Source organism: Hydrogenophaga sp. FW305-3-2-15-A-LB1, assembly GCF_058787875.1.
Genome location: NZ_JBYTAE010000034.1, coordinates 1 through 15,786, shown reverse-complemented (window position 1 = coordinate 15,786; position 15,786 = coordinate 1). Strand labels below are relative to the sequence as shown.

Here is a 15,786-nt window from a genome sequence, read left to right as displayed (position 1 = left end):
TCGCCCCTTAGCCGTTGATGCGGTGCGCGGGCACCAGGTCGAACGTCACCTCGCACTGCGGGTACTTCGTCAGCGTTCCGACGTGGACGTCGACGTCGGGCTGCTCGGTGGTGCCGGTGATCTGCAGGACGTGTTCGGCGATGTCGCCCGGCGCCATGCCGAACTTGTCGCCCGCCCACAAGCGCACGCGGCCAACGGTGGTCGCCGGGCGGAACTTGTGGCGCACGACCTCGACACCGAAGCGGACCTTCACCTCCACCTGCTTGCAGCGGTGGAGGTGCACGCGCACGCCGTGCTCCTTCTTGAGGTGCTTGACGTGCGTCAAGTGGCTGTGGGTGTCGTCGTCATCGTCCTCGACCGAGAGGGTCAGGTCGGTCGCGTCGGTGCCGGGCGGCAGCAGCGCCAGGGCGGCGTGCTTCAGCTCGGCGACGGTGGCCTCGTCGTTGACTTCGACGAACTTGATGTCAGGGAGATACTCGGATTGGATGTAAACGCGGGTTGGCATTACTGCTCCTTACAGCTGGGTGAGCTGCGCGGGATGCGCTGCTCATGCTGGGTAAGTCGCAGGAAGACCTGGAAATCGGAAGTGCTGGTACGGGAGCGGCTCAGGCCGGGCAATGCAGGAAGTGCCTGCACTTCGGGCATTCCCAGGAGCTAGGCTTCGCCTCAAACTTGCCGGCCGCCAGCGCCTGTGCAATCGGCACCAAGAAGAAGCCGTCCGGAAGCCGGCCGTACGGGGAGACGGATTCTTCCGTGCCTGTGCTCAGGTCGTAGATGCTGCCCTGGAACGAGTGCCGTGGATAGCCTTCCGCAAGGTACTTCAACACCCACTTCAACACCTTGTGCTGCCGCGACCACTTGCCGGACGGCTTGATGCGCACGAATTCCAACTTCACCACCAATCCCGATTGAGATCTGGAGGTGCGATGCGGCGTGATGTGTAGCGGGACGCCTGCGCACTCGATGTCAAACGGCTTACCCATCGCGGCGCGCTTCGTACCGAGCCATCTTCGACCAAAGCTTCGTAGCTGTTCAGCGTAGGACCTCAAGTGCGGTACGGATTCCTTGAAAGCGGGGCCGAGAGAGGCAAGCACTTTTTCCACTTCCGCAGGCGGTTCGCCTGGCTCTAGGCCATACGGTACGAATAGCTCTCGCATGACCGCACCTTCGACCAGGGCAGCTGGGTGCAGGCCTGCTGCCGGGCTCAGCTCCTTGATGAAGTCGTAGTAGTACCGCCGAGGGCACACTCGATACGACAAGAAGCCTGCGAGCTCAAATGAGGCAGCTGGGGCGGCCACGCTGCCATCAGTGGAAACCACCGGCGACTTGGACAAGGTGGCTTTGCCTTGAACGCGCTCGAGTAGATGCGCGGCGCCGGTGATGGCCGCAACGCATTCAGCGTTGTACATAGCCTTGGTTTCATAGAGTACGAGGTGCTCGCGGGCTCTTGATAGCGCCACATAAAGCTTGTTCGACGCCTCGCTCTGCTCCTCGAAGTTCTCAATGGGAGCGATGGATTTCAGCAAGGACTGGGGCACTAGGTCGGAGTCGGTGCCCATGCGGAAATGCCTGGCGTCGATATCCACAAGATGGACCGCCTCGAACTCCAGGCCCTTGCTCCCGTGGATTGTCATGACAGCAACCGCGTCGAGGCTATCCGCCTCAGGAGGCGGGATGCGAAGCTCGCGGTCATCACCGATGCGCAGACGTCGGCGTAAACGAGTGATGAAGCTGCCGACGGTCTGATACGCGTGGCTGCCATCCGGCACGCGCAGGTAGTAGATGAACTGCCAGAGCGCAATACGACGTGTGATGTCGAGGATGCTGTTACCAGCAAGATGAGCCCGGAGAATGCCCGTCCGGTCCAGCAACAGCTGGCAGGCGACTTCCCAGGGGGAATCCGACGAGTCGAGGTCTGCAAAGGCGGTTGCCCACTGGCCCAGAGCGGCAATGCCCTTTCCGGAGAGCCCTGACGGTGGGGCGCTGACCCATGAGAGCGGTGCCGGTCGATTCGCCTTGCACCAGCTGAGCAGCTTCTCGATGTCAGTCGGCGGCAGCTCGAGTCCTGGGAGACGAGCTACTCGAAGCACGCCGCTCCCGGAGCGATCAATGAAGAGTTGCAGCAGAGCCAACAGGTCCTTGACCTCGGGTCGCTGGAAGATGTCGCCTAGGTGCAGCGCTGGCACCCCGACCGCATTCAGGCTGTCGGCCGCAGTTCGGCAGGTCTCGTGGGTGCTCGCGAGGATGACTTGGTCGCGAAACTCTACGCCAAGGCCGCGAATGCGGCGGACGTTGGCTGCGAGTTCGCCGTGGACGACATCGTCGGTGGAGCACTGGACGTGACGCGGTTTGATGCCGCTGTTCCCCCGCGCCGAACCGACGTCATCAAGCGGAAGCACCATCTGAAGAGGATTTCCCTCACGGCCCGTGTGCTCAAAGACGCGGATGACCTCTTCGAAACTGCGTCGATTCTCGTTGAGAGGAAAAGTCTTGTGCGCCGGAAAGTCGTCACCGAAGCGGACGATGTTGCGCATGGACGCGCCGCGAAATCGGTAGATGGCTTGCCGAGCATCCCCGACCACCCATAGGGTCTTGGCGTGAGCGGCAAGCGCCTTCACGAGCTGGGCGCTTGCCCGGTTCACGTCCTGGTACTCATCGACAAGGATGTGCTTGAACCGACCGGCACTTGCGGTGTACTTGGCAAAGTCTTTCGTCAGTGCAATGGCAGGGAGCATGACGAGGTCTCCCATGTCGACGAGGTTGCCGTTTGATTGAATCTTCGACTCATAGCACCTGTACAGCTTGGCGACGTCGTATTGCTTGGCCAGCACCTCATCCGAAGTGTCGAGAGCCGACCGGTCCACCGCATCGGCAAACTCAGTCGCATCCGCAAGCTCGTCTTTGGCTCGCTGGATGGCCGAGGTGACTTCCTTTAGCCAGTCAAGCGGATCGCCAAGGGGATTGAATGCGGTTAGGCCGAGTCCGTAGATGTGTGGCTCGATGATCGCAATCTGAGCCATTTTGTCGGCGACGCCAAAGCGGGCTTGGAGGCCGAACTGGTCGTGGTTCTTGCGCAGGAACTCCAGGCCAAAAGCGTGAAACGTGCCGACCCAGATGTCATGAGCATTCGGGACGCCCATCTGCTGCAATCGGTCAATGAGCTCTCGGGCAGCCCGATTTGAAAACGTGAGCAGTAGCAGTTCCTCGGGTTTGGCCCCCTTGGCGAGCAGGTGCTGCACCCTCATGAGGAGCGTGGCCGTCTTTCCAGTCCCTGGCCCGGCCACGACCAATGAGGTCGTCGCAGAGGATGTGGCAGCGGCGAGCTGTTCTTTGGTCGGTGTGATGGGCTGGGACTGCTCCTCACCGGGCGTAGCGGGTTCGGGAAGAAGCAATCCGTCGAGCAGCTGTTGTCGAACCAGCTCTAAGGGGAGGTCCAATTCTTGCGCCAGCTGCGTCGCGTTTTTCCCGCTGAGGAACAGGCCGCGTGCCACCGTGCGCGGAAGCAGTAGCTCTCTGGCGAAGATGTTCGCCTGCAATTCGGCGCGTTCTCGAGCGCCGTAGGCCTCGACTTTCTGGGAACCGAATGTATCACCGTCCTCTGGCTTCAAGGTCGAAACGACGACCTTGTGGCAACCCTCGTGACCTTCGTCATGAAGCTTCCAATGCCCGAATTCATGTGCGACGAGAAACGCCCGTTCCCCGCTCGGCACGTCGTTGCGCACGACGATTTGCCGGAATTTGCGAACCAAAACAGCATCAGCGGTTCCTAGAGCCTCGTCGTCAGGTGCAGCATCCGAGATGTCGAAGTCCTCAGCGTCTTCGGTGGCTTCGATGACTTGCTTCGATGGCATACCGGACGACGCCTCGTCGCCGAACAGCTGGTGCCTCAGCTGCCTCGCAGCTTCTCTAGCTCTATGGAATGGGGTCAAGAGTCGCCCTCCTTGAGCTGCTGTAGCGCGAGCAATCGTCGCTTCTCTTCGTCGCTGACCGACAGGGACTGGACCGCGGCTTTCCAGGTTTCTTGAGACGAAGTGTTTGGCGGGGCTTTCGACCGATAGCTCTTCGTCCCTGCCAGTTCTGGTCCCAAGCATCTTTTGAGCCCGCCAGGCGAAACATCTAGATGCGCAGCCAAGTCACTCAGCACCTTGATAGGAACGTCGACGATGCTTTTTGTGAGGACCTTCGTTAACAGCAGCGCAGAAGCGCCCAGGCCCGCGGCAGCGGCGGCTTGCTTGAGGCGTTTCCCGGCGAGCAAATCGATGGCTCTGCGTGCAGCTTCAGCTTGTGAGTTTGTCCCAGCACCGTTGTCCAGTTCATGGAGCCGGTTGAGCACAAAGCTCTGCAGGCGCGAGACAGACTCCTCAGAGATGTTGGCGATCTCTGCAGCTGAGGTCTCGGATGAGGCATCGTGTGCTGTCCAAAGGGCTGCAAACTCGAGGATGTCCTCGCGATATTGAGGATGGGCTTCGCAGGCGCGAAGAACCATGGCGGGCGACGGCTTGTCGGCGGAGAAGAAGAACTCGTCCAGAACTTCCTCGAGCGACAGCCTACGGGTGGGCGATGTCATTGCATGAACTCCTTCCGCATCCCTGCGACTTTGTCGAGGGCGGTGTTCTTATAGGTGTTGACGGTTCGAGGGGTGACTCCAAGCGCAGCTGCAATGTCCTTGACCGGCATGTCTTCGACGAAAAGCATCGTATAGACGTAGTGCTCTTGCTTGGTCAGCACAGCTTGGAGCCGCTTAGCAACTTCCGCGTGCCATTGCCGAGCGGCAAGGGCGTCAGCCGGCGTATCGTGCTGGCGCAGCGCAGAGACCTTGCGAATGGTCTTGTCGGGGTCTTCGTCCTCGTCTGAGCGTTCCATGGCATCCAGGCTGTCTTGGAGGTTGCGCTTCTTGGCCAGCAGACGGCGCTGAAAATCGAGCGCGCGGCGTTTAAACAGCTGCCCGAACAGTTTTTCAGCATGCGCCGCGTCGCCTGGCCGAGTGACAAGGCACTCCCAGACGTACTGCGACAGCTCTTCCGCGGCCTGGTCGATGTTTCCGATGTTCCGGGGGTAGATGCCGCTGCGCACTGCGAAGCCCTTGGCGAGGCCCAGCAGGCGCCGCGACAGCACCCTTGAAAGCATCCCCGTTCGGCTGGTGTTTCCAGCATCCCGAGCGCGCCCGAACATGCGAAAGACCTGCTCATCAGCGATGAACAGTGGGTCATGCTCCCAGTCCGTACGCGCCAGCCTGGCCAGCAAGGCGCGGTCATCGAGGGCCTCTACGGCCGCGTCAGGTTCTCGTGTGTGCATCGTTGTTTTCCGTTGGTCATGCGAACACCCCCCCTATGGTTTCAGGGGAATGCCCCCTCGCATGACTAAGTCGCAAGATGAGCCGGAAATCGGAAGCTGTCGGGGGTAGCGGGTTGAGATGACCCGCAAGGCTGTACCGACGGCGGCAGTTTTCCACCGGCCCAGTATGCGATAACTTTTCGTTACATGCACACGGCCCATGAGTTCTTGGGCGTCACTCAGTGCTGGAGTTCTGAGCCACCTGGGCCGGCCGGCGCCTCACAGGCCGGCTTGCGAGAATCCGGCCGACAAGCTAGCCATCTTGTTGAGATAGGGTGCCGGTTTGGATGCAGCCGCTGCCGAGGTCGCCCCAATGGTGCTAGGCATGGACGAGCTCGACCGCGATAAGCCAGATTCGCTCGTCGCGCTCAAGAAGTGCTTGGTAGAGGTGATGCAGAAGGGTCAGGACGCTCTGAAGTCTCAGCCGCCCAGCGCGGGCTGACGTGTTTGCTGCTTACCCGATCCCAGCTCTCAGCCAAGGGCCCCAACTCAAAGAACGGGATTGAAAGCTGCCGGCCCGAGGTCACGACGGCTCATTCAGCCACCCAGGAATTAGGTGGCGGAGCAGCGCATCGTGAGGCCTGTCCGCCTCGAACTTGGCGTCGCTCGCGTTCGGCAGTAATTGAACTGCGGAGGTAAGCAAACATTCGCTGATGTTGAAGTCGGCTCGCCAGCATGCACGCAACGAGCGGCCGGTTCAGCCCCCAGACCGGTCGGTCGAACCTTGTGTCGGCTCTTGGCTCGATGACCGGAATTCACTGATGACACGTCTTACGACGCACGGCGCGGACCGACCGAGATCGCTGCATGCCGAGCCATAGTGAGTGAGGATCACCGACTAGTTTTCAACTTTATTAGCGAGTTTTCGACTTTATTAATCTGTTTTCGACTTTATTTGGTCAGAACAGCCACACACCCAATTCCAAACCCCTCACTCCACCGTCACACTCTTCGCCAGGTTGCGCGGCTTGTCCACGTCCGTGCCCTTGGCCAGTGCCGTGTGGTACGCGAGCATCTGCAGCGGCACCACGTGCAGCAAGGGACTCAGCGCGCCGTAGTGCTCGGGCATGCGGATGACGTGGATGCCCTCGCTGCTGGCGATGCGGGTGTCGGCATCGGCCAGCACATACAGCACCCCGCCACGCGCGCGCACTTCCTGCATGTTGCTCTTGAGCTTTTCCAGCAGCGCGTTGTTGGGCGCCACCGTCACCACGGGCATCGCCGCCGTCACCAGCGCCAGCGGGCCGTGCTTGAGCTCGCCGGCCGGGTAGGCCTCGGCGTGGATGTAGCTGATCTCCTTGAGCTTGAGCGCGCCTTCGAGCGCGATCGGGTAATGCAGGCCCCGGCCCAGGAACAGCGCGTTGTCCATGCGCGCGAAGTCTTCGGCCCAGCTGATCACCTGCGGCTCGAGCGCGAGCACGGCCTGCAGGGCCACCGGCAGGTGGCGCATGGCCTTGAGGTGCTCGGCTTCGGCTTCTTCGCTCAGGTGCCCGCGCGATTGCGCCAGCGCCAGCGTGAGCAGGAACAGCCCGGCCAGCTGCGTGGTGAAGGCCTTCGTGGACGCGACACCGATCTCCACCCCCGCGCGGGTGATGTAGGCCAGCTCGCATTCGCGCACCATCGCCGAGGTGGCCACGTTGCACACCGTCAGCGTGTGCTTCATGCCCAGGCTTTGCGCGTGGCGCAGCGCGGCCAGCGTGTCCGCCGTCTCGCCGCTTTGCGTGATGGTCACCACCAGGGTGCGCGGGTTGGGCACGCTGGTGCGGTAGCGGTACTCGCTCGCCACTTCCACCTGCGTGGGAATCTTCGCAATCTCCTCCAGCCAGTACTTGGCGGTGCAGCCGCTGTAGTAGCTGGTGCCGCAGGCCAGGATGAGCACGTTGTCGATCTCTTTGAACACGCTGTACGCGCCGTCGCCGAACAGCTCGGGCGTGATGCCCTCCAGGCCTTCGAGCGTGTCGCCGATCGCGCGCGGCTGCTCGAAGATTTCCTTCTGCATGTAGTGGCGGTACGGGCCGAGTTCGGCCGCGCCGCTGTGGGCCTGCACGGTCTTCACCGGGCGCTGCACGGCGCTCAGGGCGCGGCCTGCGCTGTCGAGTACCCAGTAGCGGCCCAGCTGCAGGTCGACGAGGTCACCTTCCTCCAGGTACACGATCTGGTCGGTCACGCCCGCCAGGGCCATGGCGTCGCTGGCGAGGAAGTGTTCCGCCCCGCCCTGCCCCACGCCGAGCACCAGGGGTGAGCCGGCGCGCGCGCCGACCACGCGGTGCGGCTCGTCCTTGTGGAACACGGCCAGCGCGTAGGCGCCGTGCAATTGCGACACCGCGCCCTGCAGCGCGGCGAACACGTCACCTTCGTAGAGCGAGTCGATCAGGTGGGCGATGACTTCGGTGTCGGTCTGGCTCTCGAACACGTAGCCCTTGGCCTGCAGGGCGGCGCGCAGTTCGTCGTGGTTTTCGATGATGCCGTTGTGCACCAGGGCCACGCGGCCGGCCGCGCCCGCGACGGTGCCAGGACCGTGGCTGAAATGGGGATGGGCGTTGTGCACCGCCGGGGCGCCGTGGGTGGCCCAGCGGGTGTGGGCGATGCCGGTGCCGCTGCCGATGGACTCCTGCTGCACCTGCTGCGCGAGTTCGGCCACGCGCGACGTGCTGCGCGCGCGCTGCAGGCCGCCGCTGTGCACGGCCACACCGCAGGAGTCGTAACCGCGGTACTCCAGCCGCTGCAGGCCCTGAACCAGCACGGGCACGATGTCACGCCCGGAAACCCCTGCCACGATGCCGCACATACTCGCTCCTGAAAAATGGGATGCGTGATGCTAAACACGGCACCAAGAAATTAATGATCAAATAATGACCACAGACGGCTGATAATTTCTGAACACCATAAAAACCGTCAAATATTTCACCAAACTCGATTCTATGGAACCGATCGACATCGACGAAGCCGATCTGCGGCTGCTGGAGCTGCTGCAGGCGGATGCCTCGCGCAGCAACCAGGCGCTGGCCGAGCTGGCCCACCTCTCGCCGCCCACCAGCCTGAGGCGCGTCAAACGGCTGCGCCAGCTCGGGCTGATCGAGCGCGAGGTGGCCTTGCTCAGCGCCGACCGGCTCGCCCCGCTGCTGGGGCATGGCCTCACCGCGCTGGTGGAAATCACCCTGGAGCGCCAGGGCGCGGAGCACCTGGACGCCTTCGAGGCCCGCGTGCTGCCCACGCCCGAGGTGCAGCAGTGTTACCGCGTGAGCCCGGGGCCCGATTTCATGCTGGTGGTGCACTGTGTGGACATGCCGGCCTACCTCGCGCTGGCCCAGCAGCTGTTCACCAGCGACGCCAACGTGCGCAACATCAAGGCCTTCTTCAGCCTCAAGCGCGCCAAGTTCGATCCCCGGCTGCCGCTGGGCCGGGGGCGCAGTGGCGGGGGCAATTGAATACCTTCGTAAACCACGTCGGGCCGGATATTGATGCAAACCGCACAAAAAAGGACCTCACATCGGTCCTGAGCGGTTGACGGCCCAGGGCACCTGTAACACGCTCCTAAAATCCCATCTCCCGATCCGCTCGGGTTCAAGGAGCTTGCATGGATGTTGTGACGATCGCGCTGCTCGGCGCCGCCGCCCTGGTGGTGCTGGCGCTGTGCGTCTGGGCGGTCCGCCGCCTCAGGCGCCGCGAGTCGTCCGGCCGCGACGACCGGTACTCACCGGAGCGCATCCTCACGGCCGAGCAGGCCCACATGCTGGACTACCTGCAGGACACCTTTCCGGGCCAGATCGTGCTGCCCAACATGATGCTCAAGGACATGCTGACGGTGCGGCGCGCGGCCGACCGCAGGCGCGCCGAGGAGCGGCTGTACGAGCAGAAGGTGGACTTCGTGGTCTGCGGCCCGGACGGTCGCCCCAGCTTTGCGTTCGACGTGGAGCAACACCACCTGAGCGATGCCAAGGCCAAGGCCCTCAAGGTCAAGATCAAGAACCGCATCCTCAAGACAGCGGGCGTGCGTTTCGTGTTCCTCAAGAACGGCATTCACCGCATGCCTTCGCCGGCCGATTTCCGGGCCCAGCTCAACCTGGCGGAACTGCCCAAGCCCAGGAGCCGCGAAGAACGGCGCGAGAACGCGCGCCAGCAGCTGGAAAGCCAGTTCTCCGGTTTCGACCAGCAGCACGGCAACACCGGCTTCCGCGAATCGGAAATCATGGGCATGAGCGGGCTGATGGACCTCAACCGCAATGGCCGCCGCGGTTTCGACGAGGCCCGGCTCAACGGCAACAGCGGCTTTGACAGCCACGAGCGCGGCGACAGCCGCTTCGACGGCAGTTCACAAGACGTGCGCGGGAGGTAGAGAAACACCCCCGCCGCGCTGCGCGCGTCCCCCTCAAGGGGGCGCACCTGGCAGCCCGGCAAAGCCGGTTCTGCGGGTGCTCTGGACGAAAGCCCTTCGCTCCTAGCTTTTCTTCTTGGTCGGGCGCTGCCAGCCGTCCAGCACCATCTGCTTGCCGCGCGCGACCGCGAGCGCGCCGGGCGGCGTGCTCTTGGTGAGGGTGGAGCCCCCACCCACCGTGCCCCCCGCGCCGATGGTGATCGGCGCCACCAGCACGCAGTTGCTGCCCACGTGCACGTCGGCCTCGATCACCGTGCGGTGCTTGTTGGCGCCGTCGTAGTTGGCGGTGATGCTGCCCGCGCCGTAGTTCACCCGCTCGCCCACGGTGGCGTCGCCCAGGTAGGCCAGGTGGTTGGCCTTGGCGCCGGCGGCGAGGGTGCTGTTCTTCACTTCCACGAAGTTGCCGATGTGCACCTCTTCGCCCAGCTGCGCGCCCGGGCGCAGCCGCGCGAACGGCCCCACCAGCGCGCCGCGCCCGACCGACACGCCCAGCTTCTCGCCGTCGATGTGGGTGAAAGGATGGATCACCGCGCCCGCGTCGATGGCGGCGTTGGCGATCACGCAGTTCGCGCCGATGCGCACGCCGTCGCCGAGTTTCACGCGGCCTTCGAACACGCAGTTGACGTCGATCTCCACGTCCTGGCCGCAGAGCAGTTCGCCGCGCACGTCCAGCCGCGCCGGGTCGGCCAGGCGCACGCCCTGCTCCATCAGGGCATCGGCCAGGCGGCGCTGGTAGGCGCGCTCCAGCTCGGCCAGCTGCACCGGGCTGTTCACGCCCGCCACCTCGACCTCATCGCCCGTGGTCACGGCACGCACCACCAGGCCTTGCGCCACGGCATGTTTGACCACGTCGGTGAGGTAGTACTCGCGCTGGCTGTTGTCGTTGGTCAGACCCTGAAGCAGGGGCTTGAGCAGGGCGGCGGGCGCGGCCATGACGCCGCTGTACCACTCGGTGATGCGCCGCTGCGCCTCGTTGGCGTCCTTGTGTTCCACGATGGCATGCACCGAGCGGTCCGCATCGAGGGCGCGCACGATCCGGCCGTAACCGGTGGCGTCGCCACCCGTGTCCACGCTCAGCAGCGCGAGGTGCTGCCCGTCGCAGGCCTGCAGCAAGGTCTCCAGCGTGGCCTGTCCGATCAAGGGCACATCGCCATTGAGGATCAGCACCACGCCGTCGTCGGCCAGCACGGGCACGGCCTGCTGCACCGCGTGGCCGGTGCCCAGCTGGGGCTCCTGGCGCACGAAGCGCAGTTTCGGGGCGGCGCTGTCGCCGGTTGCCACGGGGGTCGTGAGGCCGGCCTCGACCTGCTCGGCGCCGTGGCCGGTGATCACCACCACCGATCGCGCGGACAACCGCGCTGCACAGTCGATCACATGCTGGGCCAGTGCACGCCCGCCCAAACGGTGCAACACTTTGGGCCGAAGGCTTTTCATCCGCGTGCCTTTGCCGGCCGCCATCACCACCACATCCACAGGGAACGACATGAACACCTCTTGCAGAGACGGGTTGCACGGCGTTCTTGCCGGCCATCACCAGCCGGGCATTATCGCCCGCCGTGCGCTGCGCCTTGGCGCACTGGTGACGCTGGCAATCCTCCTTGTTGCCTGCACCGCCACGCGCTTGGCCTACAACCAGGCGCCCACCCTGAGCTACTGGTGGATCGACCGCCACGTGGACCTGACGGACACGCAGACCGCGCAGACGCGCGAAGACCTCAAGGCCTTCTTCCAGTGGCACCGCCGCCAGGAGCTGCCCGCCTACGCCAGCCTGCTGCGCCAGTGGCAGACGATGGCGGTGGACCAGGTCTCGCCCGCGCAGGCCTGCGCGCAGTTCGAGGACATCCGCCAGCGGCTGGAGCGGGCCGCGGCCGAGACGGTGGAACCGTTCGCGCGCCTGGCCCTGCAGCTGACCCCGGAGCAGCTGGAGAACCTGAAGAAACAGCAGGCCGAAAGCAACGAGGACTTTGAAAAGGACTTCCTGCGGGGCAGCCCCCAACAGCGCCTGAACAAGCGGCTGGACAAGGCCGTCGAGCGCAGCGAATCGTTCTACGGCAAGCTCAGTCCGGCACAGCGCGACCTCCTGCGGGACTGGCTGCAGCAGTCGCCCTTCGACCCGCAACGCACCCAGGCCGAGCGCCTGCGCCGCCAGGCCGACCTGCTGCAGACGATCCGCGACGCGCAGGCCACGCCCGCCAAGGCCGAGCAGCTGGTGCGCGAGCACATCGCGCGCATCCGCCAATCGCCCGAGCCCAGCTACCACGCCTACAACCAGGCCCTCGTGCGCCAGGGCTGCGCCCAGTTCGCCACGCTGCACAACGCCACCACGGCCGAGCAGCGCGCCAACGCCGTGCGCGTGCTCAAGGGCTACGAAGACGACCTGCGCACGCTGAGCGCGCAACGCTGAGGCGCGCTAGGCGACAAAGCGCATCCAGCCCCACACCACGGCCAGCGTGAGCAGCGTCACCGGAATGCCGGTGACCGCGTGGCGTTTCCAGTCGATCACGATGCCTTGCTGGCGCGCCAGGTCGGCCACGATCAGGTTGGCGATCGAGCCCACCAGCAGCAGGTTGCCCGCGAAGGTGGTCACCAGCGCGAGCATCGCGCCGGCCTGCGCGCCGCTGCCGCCCAGGTGCGGCAGCAGCAGCATCACCGCCGGCACGTTGGACACCAGGTTGGACAGCACGGCGCTCACCACCAGCAAGGGCCCCGGCTCGGCCAGGTGCACGCCCTGCGTGCCCAGCCAGGCCACCGCCTGCGCGGCCAGGCCGGTGGTCTCGAACGCGTGGTTGACCACGAACAGGCCCATGAACAGCAGCAGCAGCGGCCAGTCGATCAGGCCCAGCACGTGCGAGGAGTGCAGCCGCCGGCTGAGCAGCAACAGGCCCGCGCCCACCAGGGCCGCCACGTCGCGTGGCCAGTCGGTGAACAGGAAGATCAGCATCAGCGCGCCCGCCACCAGCAGGCCCTTGGTGGTCTGCCAGGCATCGAAGGCGGGCTCTTCGGGCGGCGCTTCGGCCATGGCCGCGAAAGGCCGGCCGGCGGCCTCGGGGGCGGACGCGGTGCGCGCACCGGGCCCGAACGCGAGCCAGAGCCACAACAGCAGCAGGCTGATCAGCACCGGCGCCAGCGCCTGCCGCACATAACCGCCAAAGGGCAGCTGCAGCACCGAGCCGATCAGCATGTTCTGCGGGTTGCCGATCAGCGTGGCGGCCGAGCCGATGTTGGCCGCGCAGGCCAGGCCGATGAGGAAGGGCAGCGGGTTGATGCCACGCTGCAGGCACAGCCGCGCCACCACCGGCGTCATGGCCAGGCAGATGATGTCGTTGGAGAACACCGCCGAGAGCGCGCCCGAGACCACGATCAGCGCGGCCAGCAGGCCGTTGCGCGACAGCGGCAGCGCGCCCACCCGCCGCGTCACCGCACCATAGAAACCGCCCAGGCGCATCTGCGCCGAGACCACCATGAACGCGAACAGCAGCACGATGGTGGGCAGGTCCACCGAGCGCGCCGCGTCCTCCACCGGCAGGCCGCTCAGGCCGATGACCGCGATGGCGCCGAGCAGGGCCACGCCCGAGCGGTCCAGCTTCAGGCGCGGCAGGCCACCCAGGAACATGCCCAGGTAGACGACGGCGAAGACCGCGACGATGCCCCAGTCGGTGGCGGTGTGGTGTAGGGCGGAAGTGGTGGGCATGCGCTGCGGATCGTAGCGCGAGCGGGGCCGGCACTCAGGTGGCGCGCGGCACCAGGCGGATCGCGCCCGGGTAACTGGCCGGGGCCACGCGCCCGTACAGCAGCGCGACGATGGCCACGCAGGCCAGGTGCATCAGCCAGCCGGCGCGAAAGCCTCCCGTCGCGTCGCGCAGCAAGGCGATGATCCAGGGCGGTATCGCGGCGATCAGGAAGCCGCCGCCCTGCATCAGCGCCGACAGCGCCCCCGCCTGCCCGGGATCGGACAGGTGCTCCAGCGCCACGATCAAGGACAGCGCGAAGCAGCCCCCCAGCCCCGTGCCCAGCAGCACCACCCAGGCCAGAGGCGCCGCATCGGGCCACAGCGCCAGCGCAGCGAAGCCGATGGCCTGCAGGGCCAGCGTGAACCACAGCCAGGGCCGGCGGTCTTCGCGCCGGCCGGCCAGCATCGGCAGGCCCAGGGCCGCCAGCGCCTGGCTCAGCGCCAGCACGGCCAGCAGCGTGCCGCTGCCGGCAGCGCTCCAGCCATGCTCCTGAAAGAACGGTGCCAGCCAGGCCACGACGGTCGAATAACCACCGTTGACCAGGCCGAAACACAGCATCAGCAGCCAGACGCGCGGCCGCCGCAGGTAGGCCGTCACGGCCAGGGTGTCCTGGCGGCCCGGGGCGTCGGGCGGCAGGCTGCGCGCTGCCAGCGCCACGGCGAGCAGCGCGGGCACGGCCATCCAGGCCAGGCCCAGGTGCCAGTTGCCGCTGGCCGCCGCCACCAGCGGCGCGACCTGCGCGCCGAGCGCGCCACCGCCCATCAGCATCGCCGAGTACAGGCCCATCACCACACCGACATGGCGCGGAAACTGCCGCTTGACGACGCCGGGCAGCAGCGCCTGCACCACCGCCGCACCCAAGCCCAGCAGGGCGGCGGTGCCCACCAGCTGCCAGCCGTTCTGCGTGAACAGGCGAAGCATGGAGCCCAGCACCAGCAGGATCAGCGCGGCCACCACGGCGCGCCGCGCTCCGATGCGGGTCTGCAGCCAGGGGCCCGCGAAGGCGAACACGCCCATCAGCAGCATCGGCACCAGGGTCAGCAGCGACATCCCCTTCAGACCGAGCCCGGTGTGCCGGCCGATGTCGGCCGCCAGCGGCCCGATGCCCGCGATGAAGGGCCGCAGGTTGAGCGCGATCAGGGCCACCGCGACCAGCAGCCAGCGGACGTTCACCTTCACGGGCCTAGGCCTTCCGGTTCCGTGCCTGCGCCTGCGCCCATTGCGCGTACAGATCAGGGCGCGGCACCGGCAGGTGGCGAATGTGCATGGACTGCTCGGCCAAGGGCTTGGCGAGGTCTTCGTAGATCGCCGCCGTGGACAGCCCGAACGGCGCGCCTTCCTCGTTCGAATAGGCGTAGGCGACCCGCACCACGCCGGCCAGCCGCATCGCCGCCAGGCACATGGGGCAGGGGTGGCCGCTGGCGTAGACAGCGCAGCCGCTCAGGTCGGGCGATCCGAGCCGGCGGCTGGCGGCGCGAAGGGCCGACATCTCCGCGTGGGCCGTCGGGTCGTGGGTGGCCAGGATCTCGTTGACGCCGGTGGCCAACACCTCGCCACCGCGCACCACCACCGCGCCGAACGGGCGGCCGCCCTGGGCCATGTTGTCGCGCGCCAGTTCGATGGCCTGGTGCAGGAAGTGGGTGTCTGTGTCGCTCATGGGGCTTCAGCGCGCGTGGGCGGCCAGCAGCATCGCTTCGATCGGCTTCTGGCCCTTGGTGCGGGCATGACGCAGCGGCGTGACGCCGTCCTTGTCCGCCAGGTTGACATTGGCGCCGGCCTTCACGAGCAGGCCCACGATCTGCTGGTGGCGCTCGCCGCCGTCGCCCAGGATGATGGCCTCCAGCAGCGCGGTCCAGCCGAGCCGGTTGACGTGGTCGACCGCGACACCCGCCTCGATCAGCGCGCGCACCGTCTCCACATGGCCGCGCTCGGCCGCCGGGATGAGCGCGGTGCCGCCGTAGCGGTTGGTGCTCTTGAGATCGGCGCCGTGCGACAGCGTCATCTTCAGGATGGCCAGGTGGCCCCGGGCTCCCGCGTAGAGATAAGGGCTGTCGTTGATGCCGTCCTTGGCATTGACGTCGGCGCCGGCCTCGATCAAGGCGCGGGCCGCCTCGACGTGGTTGGCATGGGTGGCGACCAGCAGCGCGGTCGCGCCACTCCCGTCGCGCGCGTCGATCGGCGCGCCCTCGGCCAACAGCCGACGGATGCCGGCGACATCGTTCCGGCCGGCGGCGACATGCAGCAGGAAGGCCTTCCCGGCCTCACTCCCCGAGGATGGCATGGACGCCTCCTGAGTCTTTTTCGGTCACGATGGAGGTCCCATCCACCTACCAAGGAGACCGCCAT

At 65.9% G+C, this 15,786-nt stretch carries 13 protein-coding genes; 3 read left to right on the top strand and 10 right to left on the bottom strand.

Going from position 1 to position 15,786, the window contains the following annotated elements:
- Positions 1-7: 7 nt before the first annotated feature.
- The 5 genes from AC3WPZ_RS12345 to glmS form a co-directional block, all read right to left on the bottom strand.
- Positions 8-505 (bottom strand): hypothetical protein, encoded by a 498-nt coding sequence (locus tag AC3WPZ_RS12345; RefSeq protein WP_492439818.1) that lies wholly within the window; start codon positions 503-505, stop codon positions 8-10.
- A gap of 100 nt (positions 506-605) precedes the next feature.
- Entirely contained in the window at positions 606-3,851 is a 3,246-nt protein-coding gene (locus AC3WPZ_RS12340; RefSeq protein WP_492439816.1) for a UvrD-helicase domain-containing protein, read from the bottom strand.
- A gap of 74 nt (positions 3,852-3,925) precedes the next feature.
- Entirely contained in the window at positions 3,926-4,567 is a 642-nt protein-coding gene (locus tag AC3WPZ_RS12335; RefSeq protein WP_492439814.1) for a hypothetical protein, read from the bottom strand.
- On the bottom strand, positions 4,564-5,295 hold the full coding sequence (locus tag AC3WPZ_RS12330) for an RNA polymerase sigma factor (RefSeq protein ID WP_492439812.1): 732 nt from the start codon (positions 5,293-5,295) through the stop codon (positions 4,564-4,566). The genes AC3WPZ_RS12335 and AC3WPZ_RS12330 overlap by 4 nt, the downstream gene beginning before the upstream one ends.
- 970 nt (positions 5,296-6,265) lie before the next feature.
- On the bottom strand, positions 6,266-8,122 hold the full coding sequence (gene glmS / locus AC3WPZ_RS12325) for a glutamine--fructose-6-phosphate transaminase (isomerizing) (protein ID WP_492439810.1): 1,857 nt from the start codon (positions 8,120-8,122) through the stop codon (positions 6,266-6,268).
- Positions 8,123-8,255: 133 nt separating this feature from the next.
- Here glmS and AC3WPZ_RS12320 point away from each other — a divergent pair, with 133 nt between their 5' ends.
- Positions 8,256-8,762, top strand: coding sequence for an Lrp/AsnC family transcriptional regulator (locus AC3WPZ_RS12320; protein WP_382323077.1), 507 nt, complete (start codon positions 8,256-8,258; stop codon positions 8,760-8,762).
- A gap of 149 nt (positions 8,763-8,911) precedes the next feature.
- Positions 8,912-9,670, top strand: a complete 759-nt coding sequence (locus AC3WPZ_RS12315; protein WP_382323076.1) for a DUF2726 domain-containing protein — start codon at positions 8,912-8,914, stop codon at positions 9,668-9,670.
- A gap of 102 nt (positions 9,671-9,772) precedes the next feature.
- Here the strand turns inward: AC3WPZ_RS12315 and glmU are convergent, their stop codons facing one another.
- Positions 9,773-11,194: a bifunctional UDP-N-acetylglucosamine diphosphorylase/glucosamine-1-phosphate N-acetyltransferase GlmU gene (gene glmU, locus AC3WPZ_RS12310; RefSeq protein ID WP_382162214.1), complete on the bottom strand. Its 1,422-nt coding sequence runs from the start codon at positions 11,192-11,194 to the stop codon at positions 9,773-9,775.
- 94 nt (positions 11,195-11,288) lie between these two features.
- Between glmU and AC3WPZ_RS12305 the strand changes: the two genes are divergently transcribed.
- Positions 11,289-12,113: a DUF6279 family lipoprotein gene (locus AC3WPZ_RS12305; protein WP_382323075.1), complete on the top strand. Its 825-nt coding sequence runs from the start codon at positions 11,289-11,291 to the stop codon at positions 12,111-12,113.
- 6 nt (positions 12,114-12,119) lie between these two features.
- Here the strand turns inward: AC3WPZ_RS12305 and AC3WPZ_RS12300 are convergent, their stop codons facing one another.
- From AC3WPZ_RS12300 to AC3WPZ_RS12285, 4 genes are read right to left on the bottom strand one after another with little or no spacing between them, the layout of a single operon-like run.
- Positions 12,120-13,400 (bottom strand): SLC13 family permease, encoded by a 1,281-nt coding sequence (locus AC3WPZ_RS12300; RefSeq protein ID WP_492436135.1) that lies wholly within the window; start codon positions 13,398-13,400, stop codon positions 12,120-12,122.
- A 34-nt stretch (positions 13,401-13,434) separates the two neighbouring features.
- The gene (locus tag AC3WPZ_RS12295; RefSeq protein WP_492439807.1) at positions 13,435-14,619 is read right to left on the bottom strand and encodes a cyanate transporter; all 1,185 of its coding nucleotides are present in this window, start codon (positions 14,617-14,619) and stop codon (positions 13,435-13,437) included.
- 4 nt (positions 14,620-14,623) lie between these two features.
- Positions 14,624-15,097, bottom strand: a complete 474-nt coding sequence (locus AC3WPZ_RS12290; RefSeq protein ID WP_444688896.1) for a nucleoside deaminase — start codon at positions 15,095-15,097, stop codon at positions 14,624-14,626.
- A 6-nt stretch (positions 15,098-15,103) separates the two neighbouring features.
- Positions 15,104-15,721 carry an ankyrin repeat domain-containing protein gene (locus tag AC3WPZ_RS12285; RefSeq protein ID WP_492439805.1) on the bottom strand — a complete coding sequence of 206 codons (618 nt, stop codon included), beginning with the start codon at positions 15,719-15,721 and terminating at the stop codon, positions 15,104-15,106.
- Between the last annotated feature and the right edge of the window lie 65 nt (positions 15,722-15,786).

What these genes read in the sequence shown, in the direction of transcription:
- AC3WPZ_RS12345 (WP_492439818.1), bottom strand. Translation starts at nt 505, where the DNA reads ATGCCAACCCGCGTTTACATCCAATCCGAGTATCTCCCTGACATCAAG.
- AC3WPZ_RS12315 (WP_382323076.1), top strand. Translation starts at nt 8,912, where the DNA reads ATGGATGTTGTGACGATCGCGCTGCTCGGCGCCGCCGCCCTGGTGGTG.
- AC3WPZ_RS12330 (WP_492439812.1), bottom strand. Translation starts at nt 5,295, where the DNA reads ATGCACACACGAGAACCTGACGCGGCCGTAGAGGCCCTCGATGACCGC.
- AC3WPZ_RS12300 (WP_492436135.1), bottom strand. Translation starts at nt 13,400, where the DNA reads ATGCCCACCACTTCCGCCCTACACCACACCGCCACCGACTGGGGCATC.
- glmU (WP_382162214.1), bottom strand. Translation starts at nt 11,194, where the DNA reads ATGTCGTTCCCTGTGGATGTGGTGGTGATGGCGGCCGGCAAAGGCACG.
- glmS (WP_492439810.1), bottom strand. Translation starts at nt 8,122, where the DNA reads ATGTGCGGCATCGTGGCAGGGGTTTCCGGGCGTGACATCGTGCCCGTG.
- AC3WPZ_RS12335 (WP_492439814.1), bottom strand. Translation starts at nt 4,567, where the DNA reads ATGACATCGCCCACCCGTAGGCTGTCGCTCGAGGAAGTTCTGGACGAG.
- AC3WPZ_RS12320 (WP_382323077.1), top strand. Translation starts at nt 8,256, where the DNA reads ATGGAACCGATCGACATCGACGAAGCCGATCTGCGGCTGCTGGAGCTG.
- AC3WPZ_RS12285 (WP_492439805.1), bottom strand. Translation starts at nt 15,721, where the DNA reads ATGCCATCCTCGGGGAGTGAGGCCGGGAAGGCCTTCCTGCTGCATGTC.
- AC3WPZ_RS12340 (WP_492439816.1), bottom strand. Translation starts at nt 3,851, where the DNA reads ATGCCATCGAAGCAAGTCATCGAAGCCACCGAAGACGCTGAGGACTTC.
- AC3WPZ_RS12290 (WP_444688896.1), bottom strand. Translation starts at nt 15,097, where the DNA reads ATGAGCGACACAGACACCCACTTCCTGCACCAGGCCATCGAACTGGCG.